Origin of the sequence: Pelagicoccus sp. SDUM812002, assembly GCF_031127835.1 — a bacterium.
Taxonomy (GTDB): Bacteria; Verrucomicrobiota; Verrucomicrobiia; order Opitutales; family Opitutaceae; genus Pelagicoccus.
Genome location: NZ_JARXHX010000014.1, coordinates 82,991 through 105,891, shown reverse-complemented (window position 1 = coordinate 105,891; position 22,901 = coordinate 82,991). Strand labels below are relative to the sequence as shown.

Below are 22,901 nucleotides of genomic sequence, written 5' to 3'. Positions count from 1 at the left end.
GTTGCAACCAATCGGCTCGCTCTCGTCGACTCGGCGACCGTCCAACCCGGAAGATAAAATCCAGTCCCGCAATTATGAATACGCCTACCAATGCGACGAGTCGCCGCGCTTGACGGAGTTTGTGGACGAGAAACTGCACGCAACGTTTCAATGCGTACAAGCACACGCTTTTCAAGCTCCGAGCGTTTCGGATCTACAGAACGCCTAGCCCAAAAACTTCGCCATTGCTCGGGGACCAAGCGAACGAAGGTCCAGCAGCGTCAAGAAATCGATCGTCTTGAACTCCCTGTCGAGAGCCGGTTCACCGCATATTCTCGCTCCCAAAGTCAAGTAAGCCCGCATCAGTCGCGGAATGTCCACAGCACGCGACAGAGCGATGATCTCTGACTCGTCAGCTCCCGCCACGCGACAATCGAATCTCGCCGTCGCCTTGGTCATGAATTTAGGGGCGACCAAGTAACGCGACAATTTCCAGAATGCCGCCTGTCCTTCTACCGGATCGGTCGAAGTGATCGAACTGCAACCAATCAGGTAACGCGCTTCACAGAGTTTTGCGTATTGAGCGATCCCCTTCCAGAGCAAGCCGAGCACGACCATATTACGATGCTCTTTGGCAATACAGGCCCTGCCGAGTTCGATCGTTTGCGATCTTATACATTCGAAGGGCGAAAAATCGAACTCCTGTTCACTATAGTAACCGATGTTAGCCAAAGCGGAAGCGCCCGTTTGCAGGCGATAGGTTCCAATGATTTGGCCTGAGACAACGTGCTCGATCAGAAGATGGTCGCACACGACATCGAACGGATCGGCATCCTTACCGGTGGCTTCCGATTCCGCGAGCCCTTCCCCAAGCTCCACGTTAAAAACGCGGTAACGCAAACGCTGGGCTTGCGAGACATCTGTATCACTATCTGAGATACGGACCTTGTACGCGGATGTTGGTGATGGAGGAATGAAGCGCTCGACGCGCACCTTCCGATCGTTGGCACTGATGGGCATGGCTATATTAAATGAGGTAGAAAAGCTGGATTCCTCATCCGTCTAGGCCCTCAACCATCCAGCTCGGGGCCATCGAGTCAAGAGCGCCCGCCGCTCAAAGATTCGTTTTAACGCCGGCGTCACCTTGGGTTAACCCAACTGATACAATCGCCGCTCCGCGGCCGATGTATCAATAGAAGAACTCTTTTGCCTTGTCGTATTCAGCGATTGCCTCTTCGAGATAGCTGTGGAGGGCGTTGAGGCGATCCATCGAGGATGGGTGAGTCGAGTTGTAGTTGTTACCAGACATGCCGCCTTCGAGTTCAACCATACGTTCCATAACTGTGATAGCCGCGTTCGGATCGTAACCCGCCTTAGCCATGTATATTATCCCGATATGGTCCGCTTCCGCTTCCTTGCCTTGGTCCCAAGAGGCTGCGACTTGCCCAGCGCCTAGTCCGTAAATGCCCATGATCATAGGCGCAGCGTTGATGTATCCACCACTGCCGATCGCGGCCGTACCGCCAAGCGCGGCAGCCACTCCGATTATAGAGCTACCTGCGCCCAATACCATTTGCTGCGAAATGCGTTCGTGCGTATGCCGAGCCGTCACATGCCCTATCTCATGAGCTACCACCGACGCGAGCTCGTCCTCTGTCTTAACGATTTGGAAAAGCCCCATAAATACCCCTACCTTACCGCCGGGCATCGCGAACGCATTCACCTCCGGTTGGTCGAAAACGATAAACTCCCACTCCGCCATCGGCATGTCCCAAAAGACCTGCTGGGAGATGCGTTCCCCCACATTCTGTAGCATTTCGTTGTAACGGGCGTGAGTGGAGATCGGCATCTGAGCCTTCATTTGCTCGAAGGTCGCGATCGACATCTTGGCCACTTCCGTTTCCGAGGTCAGGTTCATCTGCTTGCGGCCCGTGACCGGAGCGGTGCTACATGAGCTGAGTAGAAGCGCTGAACTAAGCAGAACGGGTAGGATAGGTTTTAGAGTCTTCATGGTTGGAGCAAACGAGTCTACGCTGTACAAAAAGCCAATACGTCCAGAAGGCAAATTTGGTTTCAAAGACCCTCGCCCCTCGCTTCCACTTTTGCAATAGATAAGGCGTGGTCCCCGTTTCGACGGGGTAGGACTTACCGATAAATGCCGCGAGGTCCCTATTTAGAACCAAACTCAGCCTTCGCCGCGATAGAATTGCGATCCATTCCACCGTAAGCTGAATCCATAACCTTAAGCTTTTCGTAATTTCCTTAGACGACGCTTCACTTGTGCATACAATTGGCATAGTGTGTTTTGCATTCGTTCATTCACTCGTTAACCAAGCAACCTGACACCCCGCAAGAAGCGACCTCACAGAAGGAGTTTAGAACTATGGCAGATCTCCAAGATCCCTCTCAACAGACGCCCAAGAAACATAAGGTTATACACTGGAACCCCGAAGAAGACGATCTCGGAGCAAACTCCAAACCCGCGGTAAAGGCCTACTTGGGCGGCGCGATCGTGGCTCTGCTAGTTGTGGGTATCGGTGTCATAAGTTACTTCTTATTCTTCTACACGCCACCCACCGCAACGCCTGAGCAAATCGCGGCGGCAGGTGCCTCGGAGACCGACCCGCGCCGCGCGTTCGAAAGTGTCTCACGCGCCCAAGGAGTTAAGGATTCCGTGGACCGCAAGCTCGAGGCCGCGCGGCAAATGCCGATCACCGGTAACGAAGTACTCCGCCAAAAGCTCATCAATATCGAGAAGGAGAAAATCGAAGCGGACGACCTAATGTCTAAGAATCGCTTCGCCAGGGCCATCGCCCAGTACAACAGCGTCGACTCCCTAATCGAAGATTTTACCTCGGAAGTTGAAAACAAGCAACGGGCCCGCGGCCTCTACGACGATTTCCTTGTCCGTTCCGGCGAGCTTGAAATCGTCAAGCACCTCGACGAGGAAAGCTTCGAATCTGCCTTCGGACTCGCTTCCGAAGGTAAGAAGTTCCTCGATTCCGGAAGCTTTACCCTCGCGCTCCAACGCATGGAGGAAGCTTCATCTTCTCTGGATGCAGTTACCAAAGCGAAGCAGAATTTCATCAGCAGCAACGCTGCCGAGGGAAATCGCTTTATCGCCCAGGGTAAGAGCGAAGAGGCCGTAGAAGCGTTTACTAAAGTGCTCGAACTCGATCCTACCAACGACGAGGCTCTCAAGCAACTCGAGCGTTCTCGCGTAGCGGACAAGGTATTCGCTGCATTGCAATCCGCAAAAACCAATGAAGACGAAGGACAGCTAGAATCAGCTCTCGGCTTCTATCAGCAAGCAGCCTCCATCGACTCGGGCTCGGCGAAAGCTCAATCTGGCGTCTCTCGCGTACGCCGCAAGATCTCCGAGCGAGACTTCACTGCCGCCTACTCTGCAGCCCAAACCGCGATAGGCGAATCGCGCTTCCAAGACGCTATCGTCAACTACCAAACCGCTCTCGAGATTTTCCCTGAACGAACCGATATCGAAGCGGCCATCGAACGAGCGGTCGCCGAGAAGCGTCAAAACGATATCGTCACCAGGATAACTCAAGCATACGAGTTCGAACGGGTGTTCGATTGGAGAAGCGCTCGCGACCTTTACCAAGAGCTTGTGCAAATGGAGCCGGACCTCAAGGAAGCCAAAGACGGTCTCCTCCGCACCGGCAGGATGATTCGCAGCATTCTCCGCTACGAAACCTTGCTTGAAGTAGCTACGACTGAAGCTCAACGCACCGAATTTCAGCTCGCGATCCGCACTTTCGACGAAGCGATGAAGTCCAAACCAGAGTACCTTCCTTTGACCGAGGAGGGAGATCGCCTTCGCAAGTTCCTACAACTGCAAAGTCAGCCTGTGTCCGTGACCCTCGTTTCCGACGGATCGACATGGGTAAGCGTGCAGGGGCCATCTATGCGTAAACCGGAAAAATTCGACACTACTACTGTGGATCTACTGCCCGGCAGATATTTCATCATCGGCCGCAAGAAAGGATATCAGGACGTACGTTTTGGTATCCAAATCAGAGGTGGCATGAGCCAAGACCCCATCACCGTATCCGCTAACGTTAAGAACGATTACTAGAAGTTTACCAATTACTTGAAACCGCTAACCACCCCAGCCATGGCTCACTCGCACACTTACCTTCGCCGCCTAGAACTTATCTCTATCGCGATAGGCATGGGCGTAATTGCTTCGGCCCCTGCCCAGATCAACCCAGACCCATCGATCTACGACGCCGTGCAAAACGGAGCGAGCTCTAACGGCGGCAAGATTCAGGGCAACAACTCTCCTCTCGGCGGCAGCATCACGCCTGTCAACGAATCGCGACTCCCGCCCATCGATGTTCAGACGAATATTCCTGGCATCAACGGCAACCCAATGAACATGCCCGGCGGAATGGCCGGCGCCGTAGCCCAAGCTGCTGGCGGAAGCTCCGGAATGCCGCCAATCATGGGCGGTGGCGGCGGAGGAGGACAAAGCGGTGGACAGAGCAGCCCGTTCCCGCCTCCTCCATCCCAAAGCCAAGGTCAACAAGGCCAACAGGGACAGCAAGGTCAACAAGGTCAACAAGGACAGCAAGGGCAGCAGGGTCAACAAGGTCAGCAGGGTCAGCAAGGTCAGCAGGGTCAACAAGGTCAGCAGGGTCAACAAGGTCAGCAGGGACAGCAAGGGCAGCAGGGACAACAAGGTCAGCAGGGTCAGCAAGGTCAGCAGGGACAACAAGGTCAGACGGGGAGTTTATCCAGCCAAATGCCACCACCTCCCGAGGAACAATCCATCGGCAGCGAAGGCGAACAAATAGACCCTAATGGCGAACTTGCTTCTCAAGATGGCGAAGGGGGCGAGAGCGGAGAATCGAGCGAAACCGCCGAGAACCAATCGAGCCGAAAAGCACGTCAGGGTTCTAGCGGACAGCAAGAGTCGTCATCCGAAAGCGACGGACAGGCCATGCCCGAAGACATCGGCGGGTCCTCCGGTAGCAAACGTGGCACCGGCACTATTGACGACGTAGGCGTACCCTCAAATCTCTAATATTAGATTCACACTTCATGAAAACCCTTATCGCAATCGGTATAGCAATCGCAGCCGCCTGTATCGCACAAGCACAGCAGGAGCGAATCATCGTTTATCCGGTCGAAGCCATCGCCGACGGGGCGCGCTTTTCCCAACAGAAGTTCAACGAAACCTATCCCGGCATTGATGTCACCCAATACGGGCTGTCCGACGAAGGATGGTATATCCGGTACAAGCATGAGCTTCTCACTTACTTATACGGACCTCTCGAAGACCTGACATACGCCCGCCATCAAAAGAAACTGCTCGAAGAGATACGGCTCTCCGTTGTTCTAAAAAAGCCTTCTCTCAGCAGCAGTACCGTCGACATCATTCGCTTCGATTTCAACGCAACACCCGACAATATGGGGGTAGCCGAGGACGTTGACAATCCATACCTAATTCCCGAACTTTCCGGGGAGAACGAAGAGTAGAGCGGACTAGCTCATCAAGCTGTCACAAACGATCAACTACAGACTCACCCAAACGGAGTCTTTTCGTAGGGACTGAATTGCAGCGTCGGTGAACCGCATATAGGCTAGGCCGTCTTCAAAATTAGTCAGCTCAATCGGAGCTCCTTCACGAATACTTTTCACGAAGTCCGCTTCGACGTTCCAGTCAGCGACATCTTCTGCCTTCGGCTCGATCTCAATTTCCTTTGCACCGAGCAGAGCCTTATGCAGTTTACCTGTCTTCAGGTCTAACCGTAGCGTACCTTTACTGCCTGAGATCACGTAGCCGTCACTGCCCGAACCAAGTTCCAAGCCCGTCATGCGACCCACCAAACGCAGGCCACTTTCGTATTCGGCGATTACGTCAATCGTTTCCGGAATCTCTATATTAACCAAATCCCCATCGGCCCCCTTGCGTCTTTGATTCGTGAATACAGCGCCATTCGCCAGCAAGCGCTCCGGCTCCACTCCGAGCCAACGCTGCACCACCTCGTAATAGATTCCGAGCATCAACGTGTTGTTGCCGCTTAACGACCGGTCTTGCCTCCAGTTTAGCGGAGCCTTGCTGTCTACATTCATAGCCAAGGATTTAGCAAACGAGATCTCTCGTAAATCACCCAATTCCTCAGATGCCAAAATCTTCCGAATCGTCGCGTCCCATTTGAGTGTGAACGGAGACGGTACGACCTGAGCAACCAGTTCAGGCCGGTTTAAAGACGCTTCCACCATTGCTTCCCCTTCTTCGGTGTTCATGGCCATGCGTGCCTCGGTGAGGACGTGTTTGCCCGCTTTTAAAGCCGCGATGGAAATCTCCGCGTGCAGGTAAGGCCACGTGCCAATACAAACGGCATCGATTTCCGGATCGGCTACGACTTCCTTCCAATCCGTAGCGATTCGAGGAATATCAAACGCCTCCGCTACCGATCGCGAAGAACCTTCGCTCCGGTTACAAACGACCTCAATGCTGACGCCTTCGATCGCCCTAAAACCCGGAATGTGACGCAGACGGGTATTCGCTCCTGCTCCTATTACACCAACCTTGAGCATCTTCATAGGTCAGAGGTTGCGTATTCCTGTGAAGACTACAATCCCGAACTCGTCGAAGGACGGATTACCCGGCGCACCTCATCTACTTCGCATTCGGATAGCTACCCAACCATTTGACGAACGGGCAGAACTCTCGGAGCTCTTTGACCGCATCCGCAACCGGAGGCTCTTCGAAGTGACCTAGCACGTCCAAGAAGAAGCAGTACTCCCAAGCGGTCTTACCGCTTGGACGGGACTCAATTTTGCTTAAATTCAACCCGCGCGAAGAGAATACTCGAAGCGCTTTCTCTAGTGCACCCACCGTATGGTCCACTGAAATCAGGAAGCTAGTTTTGAATTCGACTCCCGCAGCATACCCACTGGACTCCTTTCCGATCACGAGAAAGCGTGTCGTATTGTCCAGTCGGTCCTGTATTCCCTCAGCCACTACAGGTACGCCATATAGATCGGAAGCCAATATAGAGGCGATTGCTGCTGCCTTCGGATCTTCCTTGGCGATTTGTACAGCTTTGGTTGTGCTGTCGCAAGCGTGTAAGGACGCATTCGGCAAGTGGGCATGCAACCACTTGCGGCACTGTCCGATCGCTTGATCCTTGGAATAAACCCTCTCGACCTCGTTTGGTTGAGACCGCGAAATCAAGCTGTGGGAGATGGGGGTAAAAATCTGGGCGCAAATCTTAAGGTCCGACTCGAAAAACATGTCCATCGAATGCGACACCGCACCTTCCGTGGAGTTTTCTATCGGAATCACTCCGTGGTCCGCCTCTCCCTTGGCTACTAGATGGAAGACATCCGGAATGGCAGGCGCGGCGATGTACTCGATACTCGCTCCAAACTTTTTGAGAGCAGCTTGGTGCGTGTACGTGGCCTCAGGTCCGAGGTATGCGATGCTCATCGGCTTCTCCAAAGCGATGGCCGCCGACATGATTTCACGATAGATCGCGCGGATCGCTTCGTCGCTGAGCGGACCTTGGTTCAAGGTACCAAGCTTTCGGAGCACCTGCTCTTCACGACTCGCGACATAGATTGGAGAGCCTTCGAGGCGCTTGACATGCCCGATTTCGGCAGCCGTGCGAACCCGTTCATTGAGAAGCTTGAGAACCTCTTGGTCGATCTCGTCGATTTTCTTTCTTAGCGTATCCAGATCCATACTACTCAGTAGGCTTTTCTTCCTCGGCGGGTTCCCCCTCCGATTCAACAGGTAATTCTTCGGTTTCAGCGTCCTCCGGGTCCAGAACATCATCCGTTGGCGCGGAATTCGGATCTCCGAAAGCAGATTCTTCGGATGCGCTTTCGCTACTTTCAGATTTCTCCGAATCCGACTCAGTTGGCAAATCGCCAGACTCCTTTTTTTCTCCTTCCGGCAGGCCCATTTCCTTTTCGGTCATTTCCTGCTGCTTGGATACTTCATGCAACCACTCATCAAGCTGACCGGGCGAGAGCACGTCAGAAGCGGGAAGTTCCTCGATAGAGCGAATCCCCACGAATTCCAAAAACGCTTCAGTGGTGCCGTATTGAATAGGCCGGCCGGGCAAATCCGCTCGGCCCACTACTTGAACGAACTCCCGCTCAAGCAACTTGCTGAGCGGAGAATCGATCGACACACCACGGATTTTCTCTATCTCTGCTCGCACTACCGGTTGACGATAGGCGATCACAGCCAAGGTCTCGAGAGCAGACTGGTTGAGCTTTATCGGACGCGGTTCGTCACGTAACAAACTAATCCATTCGCCAACGGTAGGAGAGGTCACCATCAAGAATCCGCTCGGGCGCTCGATCAGCCGATAAACCTCGTCCTTGTCGATCATCTCCGCGGCGATCCGATCCATGGATTCGCGGATCTGGGTTGCGGTCACGAGATCAGGTACTTCGGTAGTGGGCATTCCGTCGCCCGGCAAAAACGGTTGCTCCGGTTCTTCGTAGTCCGGATTCTCTTCTACTTCTTCGCCTTCAGGAATTTCCCGTTCCGCATGGTACTTTGTGAACACACCCTGGATATCCTTGACGCTCAAAGGTCCGGACGCGCCAAAAAGGAGGGCTTTTAAAACTCTATCTAAGCTGAATGCCATGGGTTGGGAAGGAGGGAAAATCGTCGCTGAATTTGGGCCAAAGTATAACTTGATCGCAATCCGGCCCTCTGATGTAAAGGTTCTCTTTTTTCTGCAGAGACCGCTACGGTCTAAGCGGAAGAAGGCAAATCAAACTTTCTCAACCAAAACCCACTTGAGCGACCAACCAAAAACCAACCGCCCTCACTCATCCGCGCTCGTTGACGGCAACGACCGCGCCCCTGCCCGCTCCATGCTGCGTGCAGTGGGATTTACCGACGAGGATTTCCAGAAGCCGCAAATCGGAATCGCTTCCACCGGAAGTGACCTCACTCCGTGCAACATGCACATCGACGAGCTCGCCGAGCACGCGACCAAGGGGGCCGACGCAGGTGGAGCAAAGCCAGTCAACTTCTCTACCATCACTATTTCCGATGGTATTTCGATGGGGACCAAAGGCATGCGTTACAGCCTCGTCTCCCGCGAAGTTATCGCCGACTCCATCGAGACAGTGGTCGCCGGCGAAAGTATCGACGGGGTAGTCGCCATCGGCGGCTGCGACAAGAACATGCCCGGCTGCATGATCGCCCTCGCCCGCCTCAATCGCCCTTCCATCTTCGTCTACGGAGGTTCCATCCTACCTGGGCTGCACAAGGATAAGCCGATCGACATCGTGTCTATTTTCGAAGCAGTCGGCCGACACGCCAAGGGTGAAATAGATGGCGAAGAGCTTAAGGAAATCGAGTGCAAGGCCATCCCCGGCGCCGGATCCTGCGGCGGCATGTACACGGCAAATTCAATGGCTACAGCCATCGAAGCCCTAGGCATGTCCCTGCCCGGATCCTCGGCCCAGCTCGCGGTCAGCAAGGACAAACGCGAAGACTGTTTCAACGCAGGCCAGCAAGTCGCCAAGCTCCTTGAGATCGACCTCAAGCCTCGAGACATCATGACAAAGGCGTCCTTCGAAAACGCCATCAAAACCTGCATCGCCCTCGGCGGCTCTACCAACATTATTCTTCACCTACTGGCCATCGCTCACGCTGCGGATGTCGAACTCAGCATCGATGACTTCGAACGCCTCGGCGAACAGATCCCACTCCTCGCGGATGTAAAGCCGTTCGGTAAGTACAACATGTCCCACCTCATCCGCATCGGCGGTATTCAGCCAATGATGAAGATCCTGCTCGATCGCGGGCTACTCGACGGAACTTGCATGACGGTGACAGGCAAGACGATCGCGGAAAATCTCGAAGGCGTTCAACCGTATCCGAAGGACCAAGACATCATCCGCGATTGGGACAACCCAATTAAGGCGACCTCCCACCTACGCGTCCTACGCGGCAACCTCGCCCCTACCGGAGCCGTTGGGAAGATCACGGGCAAGGAAGGTCTCTACTTCAAAGGCACCGCCAAAGTCTACGAAAACGAGGAAGACTCGCTCCAAGGAATCCTTCGTGGAGACGTGGTTGCGGGAGATGTAGTCGTCATCCGCAACGAAGGACCCGTCGGCGGGCCCGGCATGCGTGAAATGCTCTCTCCAACTTCCGCCGTCGCCGGACGCGGCCTCATCAAGGAAGTTGCACTCATCACTGACGGACGATTCTCAGGCGGCAGCCACGGCTTCGACGTGGGCCACATCACTCCAGAAGCAGCCTGCGGCGGCCCCATCGGTATCGTTAAAACCGGCGATGAAATCGAGATCGACGCGATCAAGAACACCATTTCGCTCAATATCCCGCAAGACGAGTTCGACGCTCGCATGGCATCTTACGTTCCCAAAGGACCTGGTGAAAAGCGTGGCGTCCTCGGCAAGTTCGCCGCTCTTGCCGCATCCGCTTCCGAAGGGGCGGTCACCGACAAGAACCTTTAGGTCTCCAACTGCTAAATTTCCAACCACCTAAACACCTCTCACAATGTCTTGGGATACATACAAAGCACTCACATTCAGTTTTCCTGAAGTCGATCTCTCGCTCGATCTCAGCCGTCTGGGCCTCCCAGAGGGTTACTTCGACTCCCAGCGCGGTGCCTTCGCCAAGGCTTTCGCTTCCATGGACGAGCTGGAGCAAGGCGCCATCGCCAATCCGGACGAAGGACGCATGGTCGGCCACTACTGGCTACGCGACGCAAATCTCGCTCCAAACGACGAACTGAAGGAAACGATTAACTCCAGTGTCGCTAAGATCAAAGCCTTCGCTTCGAAGGTTCATTCCGGCGAACTCAAGGGCGCCAATGGAACATTCACCGACGTGCTCGTGATCGGCATCGGAGGTTCTGCCCTCGGTCCACAATTCATTGCCCACGCTCTCGGCGTACCGAGCGAGGACAAAGCCCAGGTCCACTTCTTTGACAATACCGATCCAGACGGTATGGACCTCGCCTTAAACGCCATTGGCGACCGTCTCGGCAACACCATCTCACTGGTCATCTCGAAGTCTGGCGGCACCGCTGAAACCCGTAACGGCATGTTGGAAGCCCAAAAGGCTTACGCTGACATGGGACTCGACTTCGCTAAGCACGCTGTGGCCATCACCGGCGTCGACTCAAAGCTCGATAAAGTCGCCATCGACGAAGGCTGGCTCGAACGCTTTGAGATGTGGGACTGGGTCGGCGGACGTACCTCAGTGCTTTGCGCCGTAGGTCTGGTCGCCGCTGCCCTTCAAGGCCTCAACATCCAAGCCCTTCTCGACGGAGCAGCGGCCATGGACAAGGTCACTCGCGCTAAAGAGATCGAAAAGAACCCATCTGCCTTGCTCGCTCTAGCTTGGTACTACGCGACAAACGGCAAGGGCGAAAAGGACATGGTCATCCTACCTTACAAGGACCGCCTCCTCCTCTTCTCCCGCTACCTCCAACAGCTCATCATGGAGTCGCTGGGCAAGGAATTCGATCTCGACGGAAACGTGGTCAACCAGGGCATTGCCGTTTACGGAAATAAGGGATCGACCGATCAACACGCTTACGTGCAGCAGCTCCGCGAGGGCGTACCGAACTTCTTCGCAACCCTCATCGAAGTACTCAAGGACCGCAACGGGCCTTCGATGGAAGTCGAACCAGGCGTCACCGCCGGTGACTATTTGCAAGGTTTCCTCCTAGGAACCCGTGAAGCCCTAGCTGAAAAGGACCGCCAATCGATAACTCTGACCGTTGCCGAAATCAACGAAGCCAGCGTCGCCAACCTTATCGCCCTTTACGAACGCGCCGTAGGCTTCTACGCAAGCTTGACTAACATAAACGCCTACCACCAGCCAGGCGTTGAGGCGGGCAAGAAAGCGGCTGGCATCGCAATCGAGCTCGGCAAGGCCATCGTCGAGACCCTCGAGGCGAATAAAGGCGAAGCCCTTGATGCACCCACCATCGCCGAAAAGCTAGGACAGCCAGAATCAACCGAGCTCGTCTTCAAAATCGCTTTGCACATGGCCGCGAACGCCAAAGCAGGTATCTCCAAGATTGACGGAGCAAACTGGCACGAGGCCAAATTCCTCGTGCTTGCATAATCCGCGCAACTACTGTAAGCACTTCCGCCTGACCATCAGTAGATCCTGAAGGTCAGGCTTTTTTTTACCCGCCCGCCAGCCGAAAGCGACTTAGTATCCCAGTATTTTCAATAGAGCGTTTCCTTTTGTTTCCACGGACGAAACTCTGACCCCCAGCAACCGATTCTTCACCGATCCTCATACCAATCTCCTCCGATGCACTCCTCAGCAGACACCCGCATGAGCGGCCCTCCCACGAAGCACCTAAATAGCGATTCGAGTCTCCTCACCCTCGGAAGATTTGCTAGCGCGGCCCGTCGATCGCAAGGACAAGGCCCGTCTAACTAGTATGGCGAGTCTCGTCCAGTCTCTGAAGCGACGCTTCTGGCAAACATCGATTGCCAACAAAGTGCTGCTGATCGTCTTGGTCTCCAGCCTCCTTTCATTGGGATTGATCACTGGCTCCAGTATCGTGCGTGAATACCAAATCGTTTCTCAGCGGGAGCGCGACAAGCTCAGTTCGATGGCGAGAATCTATGCAGGAAACTCCGTCGCGGCGATCCGGTTCGACGACAACCTTACTGCCAGTGAACACCTCGCAAACCTCCGCAGCGAACCAAGCATCACATTTGCCGCAATCTACGACGGCGACGGACAAGCTTTCGCCCAGTATCAGCGGGATGCCGACAGAGCCACGCTACCCATGCCCGAGCAGCTCGGAAGCACAGCTTCCATGACTTCCTTTGCAGTACACGAGGAAATTAAGCTAAATGGGAGACGCATTGGGACCATATTCATCAAGTCCGAAAATTCGCAATTGCTGGCCCAATACGTCACGAGCCTAGTTATAAATGTTTTAATTCTCGTCGTATCACTTGTCCTATCACTACTCCTAGCCAAGCGGCTCCTACCGCTCATTACTCGCCCCGTTGAAGACCTTGCAAAACTCGCCCAGCGAGTCTCGGAAGAACGCAATTACCATCTAAGAGCCCAGAAACATGGAAATGACGAAGTGGGGGTGCTAGTAGACAGCATCAACTTTATGCTCTCCACCGTCCGCCAGCGCGACCAAGAGATAAACGAGACCAACCGCAATCTCGAACAACTGGTAGCTGACCGAACCGCCAAACTCGTGACGGCCCGCGTAAAGGCGGAAGAGGCGCTCGAGGCAAAGGCCGACTTCCTCGCCACTATGAGCCACGAGCTGCGCACCCCCATGAATGCCATCATCGGTATGAGCTCCGTGCTCCGATTCGAGGACTTGGATACCGGAAGAGCCCGGCAAATTGAGATCATCCAAAAAAGCGCCGTAAACCTGCTCGACCTCATAAACGATATCCTCGACTTCTCTAAGATCGAAGCCAGCCGCCTCGAACTGGAAAACAACCCCTTCGACTTAGTCTCTTGCCTAGAAGAGGCCATGGATATCGCTGCCGCTGCCAAGAAAAACAACCGGCTCGTCTCCTGCAGCCGATTCGACCCCTCTCTTCCATCACACCTATCGGGCGACGTTACACGACTCAGGCAGATCTTGGTTAACCTACTAAGCAACGCCTTCAAGTTTACCAACGCCGGATCCGTCGCCCTCTCCGCATCGCACATTCCTGCTGACCGCTGCCGAGGAGAACGTATCCGTATCAGCGTTCAGGATACAGGAATCGGAATACCCAAGGATCGCCAGCAAAGCGTTTTCGAGTCCTTCACCCAAGCTACCCGAACCACCTCCCGCCATTACGGCGGCACCGGGCTAGGGCTCACCATAAGCTATCGTCTGGCACTCGCTATGGGCGGAGATATCAGTTTAGAAAGCGAACCAGGCAAAGGATCCACCTTCCACCTGACGCTACCGATTCGGCGCATCGAGAGCTTGCGCGGAACCATAGGCAAGCCGCTCGAATTCAAAGCCCCCGTTTCGGTCTACCTAAGATTCCTCCCTCCGCTGCTCGAAGAAGCCCTGACTACCAGCATCAAATCATGGAACTGCCGCTTGCTCCAAGCTGAAGAAGCGAAGCATACCCAGCCTCACCTCACTATAGCCTCCGCAATTTCGGAGGACGAATTTAGAGCCGTCGAGAAAGCCACGCGCTTAGACTCCTTCGAACGGGTCATCCTCATCGCCCACGCGGATCACGCCTCCCTCATACGTAAAACGACTGAAACGATTGTACTCACTTTACCAATACGTCAACGAGACTTGCGTAACGCACTCCTGAAGCACGCCGACAGCAACGAGTTGCCTGAATACCCGGACACTGAGCCCTTCGCCTCGTACCCCACGGAGAAGTGGGGCAAGCTTAAAATCCTCCTAGCCGAGGACAACGAATTGAGCCGAAACGTTTTCCTCCACCATATGGAGCTGATCGGGCTGGACATTGAGACCGCATCCAATGGCAACGTTGCTTACGAACTCGTCAGGAAAAACGACTTCGATATCATCTTCATGGATGTGAGAATGCCTTTAAAAGATGGACTAACCACCACTCGAGAAATCCGCGACACACTCCCTAGCAACCGCCCTCAGCCTTGGATAATCGGATTCACTGCGAACACGGAACCGGAAGCATTGCTCGAGATAGAAAGAGCTGGTATGAACGACTACCTTTCTAAGCCCGCCCTCATCAGCGACATCGCGGAATCCATCAAGCGGTTCTCCTTCCAGAGATCGAGCTCGGGCCCCAGCGCCATGAAAGACGCTTAGACGCTTGCCCACTCTGTGTTTCGGGCCAGTGTTTCAGTGATTTCTCATGCGACTTTCTCACAAGATACAGTATCTAGCCCTCATATGCCTCGCTAAATTCATATGCATCATCCCTAGAAAATGGGCCCTCAACTTAGGTTCATTTGTCGGATGGTTCGGTTGGACGACAGGTATGCGCAGAGACCTTGTGCTATCGAACATCGCAAACGCTCGCCCGTCCGCAAGCTCAACTGAGCTAAAAGCAATTGGCAAACAAGCTGCCAAGAATTTTGGTCGTACCGTCGCCGAATTCATACGCTACGGTATAAAAGATCGTGATGACCTCCTGCAGGTCGTGAAGGTAGAAAATCTGAGTCTGCTGAGCGACGCGCTAAACAAGGGAAGCGGCGCCATACTATTGACAGGCCACTTCGGAGCTTGGGCCATCTACTTCGCCACTATCGCAATGCGGGATATTCCCCTTTCCCTGCTAGTGGGCAAGCAGCACAACGAAAAAGTCGACTCCTTCATCCACAAGATTCCGGGGGATAGGGTTGAATTTATAACTAAAGGCCGAACCGCCATCAAAGTGATTCTCGAGAAGCTGCGAGCGGGCCGTGCCGTCGTGATGGTTGCGGACCAACACGCTGGAGCCGGTGGTATAGTAGTGCCTTTTCTCGGCAAGAACGCTTCGACGCTCCCTTTGCCTGGGTCCTTCTCAGTAAAGTACAAGGTACCCGTATTCATGATGTCAGGACATAGAAACGAGGACGGCACCCATACCGTCACGATTTCCGAGCTACCGGTGCCTGAACGCATCACCGCAAACGAACAAAAGGTAGCGGTTCTAGAAACCTACAACCAAGAACTGGGAAAGGTTATAACGGAACGGCCTGAGCAGTACTTTTGGTACCACAGGCGCTGGCGCGAAGAGAGCGAATCGACTGAGAACGAGTAATTAGCCGAAAACGAGAGCACCTAACCTTTTGGCAAAAGAGCTCCCACTAATTCCATGAACCCGAGGCAACCTCTCGCTCAGCTCTGCTTGGCGAGATCTTCCGGTGCGAGCCGCACCTATCTCCCAACTCTTTCAAGGACTCTTTTATTTCCCCCGTCTCGCTCGCTATCGACTCTTCCCCTGTTAGCAAAGAGTTCAATTCGTCCACGGCATTGCGCAATCGAGACGATTGCTTCTCCAGAGAATCCGCAGCTTCGGCTGTTTGCTGGGCGCTACGGGCCGTGCCGCGAGCGACAACGTCCATCTGTCGCATCGACTCAGCCGTTTGTGAGATTCCAGCGGACTGCTCCGAAGTTGCGTCAGCGATGATCTCGACATAGCTGTCTGCCTCTCGGATGCGAGAAACAATCTCTTCTAATCGATCTCGGGCTCTAACGGAAATCCGAGCGCCCCGCTCCGAGTTTTCGATCGCTTGTTCGATCTTGGTCCCCGTTTCATTGGCAGCTTTCGAAACACGTTGCGCCAAGCTCCGCACTTCATCCGCGACCACTGCAAACCCAGAGCCTGCAGACCCTGCGCGAGCCGCCTCGACGGCCGCATTCAAAGCCAGCAAGTTCGTTTGAAATGCAATGTTCTCGATCGTCTCAATGATGTCAGCCGTTTCTGCGCTGCTTCGTTGGATACGTCCCATGGCGCTTTCCAATTCAGAAATCTCCGCGACGCCATCTTCTGCCGTCTCTCGTGCCAGCCGCGTCGCTGCAACAGTCTTGTCCGCGTTGCCCATGTTCTCGCTCGAACGATTCGAAATTTCCTGCAACGCAGAAAACGTCTCCTCGAGGCTGGCTGCCTGCTGGTCCGAACCAGACGCGAATACGCTGCTCGCAGCCATGACCTGCTCGGATGAAGCGCTCAACGCGGACGTGACGTCCGCCATTTTGAGCGAAGCGGAAGTCAACCGACGGTTGATAACCCTCGGTATCCAGATTCCCATGGCAATCGACAAAACAACCGCAACAACGCAAATCCAAATGATAGTAGAACGGCCAGACATCGCTTGAGAAACGACACCATCCAATTGCTGCTCCAAATCGACCACCATCTCATTCGATCGCGCCATGGCTTCTTTCTGAATCATAGAGACGGAGGCATAAAGGTTATCGGAAGCGGCATCGATTGAATTAGCCTTGATAGAAAGCTGCTCCAAGTGTTGCGACAAACCCTCCTCGTCGACAAACCCGAGGAAAATACTTCCGAATTCGCCAAAGGCCTCTTCGGCCAACGACTCTCCAGCCGAAGAGCCTGCCAGGCTTTCTTCCAGGGCGGAAAAACCTTCTTGGGCGTCGACGATGGCATCCATCACGTTTTCCTCGAAACGATCGAAAGCCTTGTCATTGTGCGACAAGGCAACCGTCCGCTCTGCGGACGCGACAATTCTCGAACCAGAATAGGCTAAATTCGTAAGGGCTCCATTCGCCCGCGAACGACGCGAGTCAGGCAAGCTCTCTTCCGGAATCGCAGCCAAACGCTCGCCATAGTCTGCAAACAGCTGATTGAACTTCTCGGTAATCGCATCCAATTCCTCAGGAAGCAGCTCCATCAGCTCCAAGTAATTCCTGCGGGCGAGGTGCAACTGTCCAAGTTCGACCCGTATATTTCCAAGCAGTCCCTCCGCTAAGTTTTTGTCCTCTCTTAGAACACGCTCGATTTCAACATCCGAATCGAAACGATCCAACGCATCAAAGGTTTTCATCGATTCGATTTTGCGCGAAAGAGAGACTATCTGGTTAGCCGTCCCTACCATTACTGAATCGCGGCGTATGTCAGCGACAACGCGATCCTTGCCCGCACTCATATCACCAGCCAAACGGCCAATAGCAACGACCGCGAATGCGGAGAGCGCCAAAACTAAGGTTACGCACCCTAGGAAACCTAGGAATATTCTAAACTTTAAACTCATTGAGAGGACAGATTTGTGGGTTGAAGATCTTTCCGGCCAGCTCTAGCTCATCTAGATACGTCGCCCGCCGGAAGCCACATTCTCGACATCGATCACACCCCTCTTGAGATCAATTAATGTTACGATTTGAAACCCTCTCGAATCCTGCAAGAAACGCCCCCAACGCTTAAGCGCCCCCCCCGGCGAACGGTTCAGTTAAAGGCAAAATTCATACACGTCCCAAGTTTCCTTAATGCCGGAGCACGCCGGGCATGCTCGCTACTTGTAGGAAATCAGCGACTGACTACAAAAGTTCTGCGGAGCCCACGGACCGTTATAGGTAAATGAGAAATCTGGCGCGAAACGATCTCCGGCATCGTATATCGACTTTTCGAATACACGCAGTCGTTCCCGATTCACCAAGCAATTAAAGGTGACTACATCGTCCTCGGAGGTCGGCAATCGGCTTTCGCAGATCTCCGCGCACCAAGGACCGATCATCTCCTTGAGCTGCCCTTTATAAATTTCCTTTTCCTTAGCCAATGTTCGGGTGAACTTTTCGCCCTTCTTCGCGCGGTCACCTAGGAAGTAGAGCAATCGTCCGTTCAATACCTTTCCCTTTTCGTCGCGTAGGTAGGGATACTTCTCAATCATATGGTCAAGTAGGTCCAGCACGTCAAAGCGCATTGTCACCTCCATCTCAACTTTGCGATAGATCCGATTGAGCTCCTTTTCGAGAATCTCCTCGTTGTTCGAAAGTACCCGTTCAACCTGAGCCAGACTTGAAAGAGTCAGACCGTATTGGAGCGGAATGATGGACGATTGGGACATCAGCAAACGCTGCACATGCTGATGAGCGAAAATGTCGTCACCGCTTAACGTCAGCGTTTTCTGACCATAGGCGCTCACCACCGCAGAGACATTCCCAACCGTTACCATGAAGAGGTTCCTCCCCTCCACCCCCGTAAGATCCTCAAGATCATGAGGAGCGTCGGCCAAAGTGTATGCGTACAGGAAAATGCTCATATAGTCGGTCTCACATCAGAAAGGGACCCCCCTACTCGTAAAAAAGATGTCAACCGATCTTCACAAACGAGTCAATCAGCCGCTCCCGGCTTTACGCGGGATCAGGGTTTCCACGATGCGTAGCTTCCCGGCCCCCTAGTATTGAGACGCTACTTAGCCTTACGGGAGAGCAAGCTATCCTGACGATCTAGACGAGCTCGTCCCTCAGGAGCCAAGCCGCATGAGCCGCTCCTACTAGCGAAATGGAATAATCTTTCACGATGTAGACCGGGATTTTCCGCAAGACCTGCTTCACCTGCTCGCGGGCGTTCTGCTCGAAGAAGTAGATAAACTGGCTGCCGTCGAGGAAGTAGCGCTCGTTTTTGCCCACAATGCCACCGGCTAGAAACAGCCCGCAGCGCGGTAAAACCGTCGCGGAGAAGTCAGCCGCTACGCGTCCGTAGATCTTCACGAACAATCGAATCACATCCCGACAAACCGGATGGTGTTCAGCGTGACGAGAAATCAAGGCGGGACGCTGCAAGGGTTCTGCGTCAAGTATCTTACCCAAGGTCTCATCCACCTTCATGCCACGCATCACGATGAAATAGTCGAGGATCGTGTTCAGTCCTCTCCCCGAGAGCAGATCCTCGATTTCGACGATCGTATTCGCCGCCCCTTGTGTATGAGCCCTCAACTCTTCCGTTTCCAAGTCGAAGGCCGCGAAACAAGCGTGCCCACCCTCCGACGGCAGAGCCCGATAGCGATCTCCGTCCTTAATCAACATCCCCACACCCAATCCGGTACCCGCACCCACAATCAGGCTGACCGATCCGATCGGCTCCGGGTCGCCTCCATCGGTGTGCGGCAGGTGAGTGACCTCCTCTGGATTGTTCAGATCGAGCAACGGCACGCCATAGCTGATCGCCTCGAAGTCATTTATGATCTTGGTCGGAAAACCAAAAGCCATCTCGATCTCCGTTCCATCCAGATCCCAGTCCAAATTCGAAAGGTCGCAGTGGTTTTTGGATATTGGACCTGCTCCACTAATGCCTGCCACCGAGACTCTGAGCTCTGGAAACTTCTTCGTCGCTGAATCTAGCAAAATGCGAATCGATGGTATGATCGAGTCGACTTCCGCGCTCGGAACAACCGTTTCTAGCAGCAAGTCGAAGCTGCCACCCGCAACCTTGACCAAGGCCAAATTCGAATTGGTTCCTCCGATGTCACCTGCGAGCACGATTGGTTCGCCGTTCCAGGATTCGCTATGCCAAATGGACTGAATTGTATTCGATTGCATGATGGTCTTTAGAGAGAGCGGCGGGAGAGAAAACAAATCGACCTGACGACACCACCTTAAAATCGCTCTTCCAAAACCAAAAGAACCACCCCACCCTAAAGTGGAATCAATCTCTATGCCGAATCAGCAGCAACTCTTCGCACTTTTCGCCGCCTTAAACCTGATCGCCTTCCTGCTCTACGGAACCGACAAGCTCTTCGCCAAAGCGAACCGAAGCCGTATTTCCGAAAAGGCCCTACTCCTAACCTCTGCCCTCGGCGCGTCTCCTGGAGCCCTGATTGGGATGGTAGTATTCAACCACAAGACATCGAAACCGAAATTTCGATACGGTGTACCGGCCTTGCTCGCGCTTCACTCAGCCGCTTCCTATTGGCTTTCCTACTCTTAAGCTTCCGCAGCAGCCTTTAGCTTCGCCAAGCCATCGTCGAACATGGGCGAAATCATATCGGGCATCATCCAAGCGAGATAACCTCCTACCACCGGAGCAGGTACAGATCCCGACATCTCCCAAGTGACAACCAAGCCTTCGTCTACCCGCTCGTAGGTTATCGAAGAGATGTTAGCGAAGGCGTCCTCGTTGAACAACAGATCGAAAGCAATGCCTGACTCAGGATCCGCCTCGGTGAAAACCAAACGACCGTCGCCATCCGTACCGACCCAGCTCTGCGATGCCCCCACTCCCGAAGTTTGCTCTCCCAAGCTAACCTGCAAATTTTCGTCCGCGTCCTTCCACGGTCCCCACACTGACCACTGCTCCAAGTCTCCGATGAGTGCGTACACCTTTTCCGGCGAGGCTTTCACCACGACCGAGCGTGAAACGGTGAACTCATTGGACAGAAAGAAACCCACCGCGATGGCCGCGATGAACAGCAGCGAAAAAATTGAAAAGATCGCTAGGAAAAACTTTCTCATAGCCCCTTTTTGCTAGAAAGCTGTCCGCTAGCAATGCGAAACAACTAGGACGCGCACGCGTGATGTTGTTTTTCATCGAAGATCGAGGAAGAACTAAACCTCTCAGTCCGATCACCGCGAGGCTGCCGTCACGCCAGCCAACCAAGCGAAGGAACTGTCCATAACACCGGACAACCTCGGGCTCCCACCTCACAATTCCGGAATAGCCCTCCTTTTGCACGGAAGTAGGGTTCACGCCCATTATTGGGCTTCCTGGATGCGGGTCCAATTGGTTGAGTTTAAGGAAGGGTCGGTGTTGATATCGTAGAGCGAGCTGTTGTGCAAAACGTAATTGCCTTGGCCGTCAGTGTATGCGTTTTGGTAATACGATGGTAGATTTACAGTGCCTCCAGTAGGAGTAGCGTAAGTAGTTCGTTCATGAATACCATTTACTATTCTGCTCTGTGATCGATCGCTAGAAGCGTTGCGAGACTTCCATCCATTGAAACTGATATCGAGCACGTCCTCGCTTTGGCTTGATTGAGTGTTTTGCCAGCTCTGGTTGGCCGCGGCCGCCTTGGCTATACCTTCTTTGATTGCCTGTTGGCGCGCACCTTTCCCCCATTGGTCGATGGCGTAAGCCCAGTCAGGATTGATCCGAACCGAGCGAGCCACCGCGGCGAGTTGCGGATCATTGAGATAATCTGAACCCACTGGTCCTGCGAGCGAGACCACGTTTAGAAGATTCCATTTTGCGATACGGGTGCCGCCGTTGGGTTGGATGAAAGCATAGTTGGTGATGGTCGCAAACGTCGTTGATTCGATTTGCATGCCGTTTTCGCTATAGCGAGCAACGACCTTGCGGGCATCGACATGGTAAGCTTGCTTTTCGCCATAAGCACCCGCTTGCCGATTGGCAGCTTCGATCTGCTGGTAAATGCTGCGAGCATAATTGCGGGAGTTTTCAATCAGCTCGGGGGCAGGCTCTTCAGAAATGATCTGCAGGTTTGAAATCGTCTTTTCCGGACTCGCTTGAGCGATCGTCTTCATGATGTCTCCGAGATTCGGTGGCAGACGGTAGGCGGGGCGGCCCTCGTAAGGTTGCATGAATCCGAGCTGAGCGAAGTCGGTGTACGTGAATTCGGCAAGCGGGAGGTAGGAGAAGGCGCGGCCATCGGGGGCTTTGACATCGATCGCTCCGAAATAGGGCACGTTGTGAAACGCAGGAATTTGTTCGAATTGACCCTCAAGTTTCCAACCTTCTGGCACAAAGAGATTATAAGCGGCAATGCTATTGCGGCTCACATCGAGGACAGCACGATCCTTGAACTGGTAAGCCGGAGCGCGAGTCGACTCTGCCTTGATTTCTCTATTCGAAACTTCAGACACTTGCCCATTCGAAGAACCCTTTTCCGTGTAGTTGGTGAAGGCGAAACGACCGCTCCCCATGGCAAGGATGCCCACTGCCCCCCGACCCACACCACTTGCCTGAAGCGATGAAACCTGCCGCCCATTTACCGAAATTGAGATTTGATCTTCGCTTTCTTCGACAACGATCTGCTCGAAACCCGATGCGGCGGGGTCGAACGAAGTGGAACTTGTCATCGCGAAACCTTCTTGGTCACGACGGTAAATCTCAAGGAGGTGATCGGGACTTGCGACGATAGCGTAGTAGCTCAGCGGCGATTGATCGAAACCGTAAAGAAGACCTGCCCTGCCCTCTGGCGAAGCTCCCTCGGCGTCGACGTGAACAGAAATAACACGCCGGCCCGCATCTTCGCCATTGTAAGGAGTGTAGAAGTATTTGATGGCCCCTGTATCACCAGAATTATCGAGAGTATATACACCGTTCTCGCTGGAACCGGTCCAGGCTTGGTCCCTTCCTTTCAAAATAATGCTTTCAAGAGGCCCAACTCCATTCGGCGAAAACTCCTTTTCCCCGCCGCAAGCGGTTAGAAAGAAAGTGAGAGCCAGGGCTGCAGTGACTATAAAGGATCCTTGCATTCTATAAATTGATTAGCGGGTGTGAGGTGCTGGGCTGCTTCTAATTCGAAAGCACGAGGCCAGAAG

General features: G+C 53.8%; 18 protein-coding genes. 8 read left to right on the top strand and 10 right to left on the bottom strand.

The genetic code is table 11. The features are described 5' to 3' along the window. Positions 1-204: 204 nt before the first annotated feature. Positions 205-999: a GNAT family N-acyltransferase gene (locus QEH53_RS18045; protein WP_309024611.1), complete on the bottom strand. Its 795-nt coding sequence runs from the start codon at positions 997-999 to the stop codon at positions 205-207. A 169-nt stretch (positions 1,000-1,168) separates the two neighbouring features. Continuing rightward, positions 1,169-1,990: a M48 family metallopeptidase gene (locus QEH53_RS18040; RefSeq protein ID WP_309024610.1), complete on the bottom strand. Its 822-nt coding sequence runs from the start codon at positions 1,988-1,990 to the stop codon at positions 1,169-1,171. Positions 1,991-2,362: 372 nt separating this feature from the next. Here QEH53_RS18040 and QEH53_RS18035 point away from each other — a divergent pair, with 372 nt between their 5' ends. Genes QEH53_RS18035 through QEH53_RS18025 form a run of 3 tightly spaced genes read left to right on the top strand, consistent with a single transcriptional unit; the run spans position 2,363 to position 5,478 of the window. Further along, positions 2,363-4,072: a hypothetical protein gene (locus tag QEH53_RS18035; RefSeq protein WP_309024609.1), complete on the top strand. Its 1,710-nt coding sequence runs from the start codon at positions 2,363-2,365 to the stop codon at positions 4,070-4,072. Positions 4,073-4,111: 39 nt separating this feature from the next. Beyond that, positions 4,112-5,023: a hypothetical protein gene (locus QEH53_RS18030; protein ID WP_309024608.1), complete on the top strand. Its 912-nt coding sequence runs from the start codon at positions 4,112-4,114 to the stop codon at positions 5,021-5,023. Between the two features lie 17 nt (positions 5,024-5,040). Continuing rightward, complete coding sequence (locus tag QEH53_RS18025) at positions 5,041-5,478, top strand: hypothetical protein (RefSeq protein ID WP_309024607.1); 438 nt, start codon at positions 5,041-5,043, stop codon at positions 5,476-5,478. Positions 5,479-5,514: 36 nt separating this feature from the next. Here the strand turns inward: QEH53_RS18025 and QEH53_RS18020 are convergent, their stop codons facing one another. From QEH53_RS18020 to scpB, 3 genes are all read right to left on the bottom strand, one after another. Then, positions 5,515-6,549 (bottom strand): Gfo/Idh/MocA family oxidoreductase, encoded by a 1,035-nt coding sequence (locus QEH53_RS18020; protein WP_309024606.1) that lies wholly within the window; start codon positions 6,547-6,549, stop codon positions 5,515-5,517. A 76-nt stretch (positions 6,550-6,625) separates the two neighbouring features. After that, a complete protein-coding gene (gene pheA / locus QEH53_RS18015) occupies positions 6,626-7,693 on the bottom strand; it encodes a prephenate dehydratase (RefSeq protein ID WP_309024605.1) in 1,068 nt (355 codons plus the stop codon). 1 nt (position 7,694) lies between these two features. Beyond that, positions 7,695-8,612, bottom strand: coding sequence for an SMC-Scp complex subunit ScpB (gene scpB / locus QEH53_RS18010; protein WP_309024604.1), 918 nt, complete (start codon positions 8,610-8,612; stop codon positions 7,695-7,697). A gap of 154 nt (positions 8,613-8,766) precedes the next feature. Here scpB and ilvD point away from each other — a divergent pair, with 154 nt between their 5' ends. The 4 genes from ilvD to QEH53_RS17990 all read left to right on the top strand — a co-directional run bounded on the left by ilvD (position 8,767) and on the right by QEH53_RS17990 (position 15,699). Continuing rightward, positions 8,767-10,461 carry a dihydroxy-acid dehydratase gene (gene ilvD / locus QEH53_RS18005; protein ID WP_309024603.1) on the top strand — a complete coding sequence of 565 codons (1,695 nt, stop codon included), beginning with the start codon at positions 8,767-8,769 and terminating at the stop codon, positions 10,459-10,461. A 43-nt stretch (positions 10,462-10,504) separates the two neighbouring features. Further along, a complete protein-coding gene (locus QEH53_RS18000; RefSeq protein ID WP_309024602.1) occupies positions 10,505-12,085 on the top strand; it encodes a glucose-6-phosphate isomerase in 1,581 nt (526 codons plus the stop codon). A gap of 328 nt (positions 12,086-12,413) precedes the next feature. After that, positions 12,414-14,762: an ATP-binding protein gene (locus QEH53_RS17995; RefSeq protein ID WP_309024601.1), complete on the top strand. Its 2,349-nt coding sequence runs from the start codon at positions 12,414-12,416 to the stop codon at positions 14,760-14,762. Positions 14,763-14,808: 46 nt separating this feature from the next. Further along, positions 14,809-15,699 (top strand): hypothetical protein, encoded by an 891-nt coding sequence (locus tag QEH53_RS17990; protein WP_309024600.1) that lies wholly within the window; start codon positions 14,809-14,811, stop codon positions 15,697-15,699. Between the two features lie 46 nt (positions 15,700-15,745). Here QEH53_RS17990 and QEH53_RS17985 read toward each other — a convergent pair whose 3' ends face one another. The 3 genes from QEH53_RS17985 to QEH53_RS17975 all read right to left on the bottom strand — a co-directional run bounded on the left by QEH53_RS17985 (position 15,746) and on the right by QEH53_RS17975 (position 19,940). Next, on the bottom strand, positions 15,746-17,656 hold the full coding sequence (locus tag QEH53_RS17985) for a methyl-accepting chemotaxis protein (RefSeq protein ID WP_309024599.1): 1,911 nt from the start codon (positions 17,654-17,656) through the stop codon (positions 15,746-15,748). A 258-nt stretch (positions 17,657-17,914) separates the two neighbouring features. Then, the gene (locus QEH53_RS17980; protein ID WP_309024598.1) at positions 17,915-18,661 is read right to left on the bottom strand and encodes a GvpL/GvpF family gas vesicle protein; all 747 of its coding nucleotides are present in this window, start codon (positions 18,659-18,661) and stop codon (positions 17,915-17,917) included. 187 nt (positions 18,662-18,848) lie between these two features. Beyond that, entirely contained in the window at positions 18,849-19,940 is a 1,092-nt protein-coding gene (locus tag QEH53_RS17975) for a glucokinase (protein WP_309024597.1), read from the bottom strand. A 100-nt stretch (positions 19,941-20,040) separates the two neighbouring features. On the opposite strand from QEH53_RS17975, the gene QEH53_RS17970 reads away from it, so the two are divergent. Continuing rightward, positions 20,041-20,328 carry a DUF1294 domain-containing protein gene (locus QEH53_RS17970; protein WP_309024596.1) on the top strand — a complete coding sequence of 96 codons (288 nt, stop codon included), beginning with the start codon at positions 20,041-20,043 and terminating at the stop codon, positions 20,326-20,328. On the opposite strand, the gene QEH53_RS17965 is transcribed toward QEH53_RS17970, so the two are convergent. Together QEH53_RS17965 and QEH53_RS17960 are read right to left on the bottom strand one after the other, a co-directional pair. Next, positions 20,325-20,852, bottom strand: a complete 528-nt coding sequence (locus QEH53_RS17965) for an SRPBCC family protein (RefSeq protein WP_309024595.1) — start codon at positions 20,850-20,852, stop codon at positions 20,325-20,327. The two genes, QEH53_RS17970 and QEH53_RS17965, sit on opposite strands and share 4 nt — an antisense overlap. 240 nt (positions 20,853-21,092) lie before the next feature. Beyond that, a complete protein-coding gene (locus QEH53_RS17960; RefSeq protein WP_309024594.1) occupies positions 21,093-22,835 on the bottom strand; it encodes a hypothetical protein in 1,743 nt (580 codons plus the stop codon). Between the last annotated feature and the right edge of the window lie 66 nt (positions 22,836-22,901).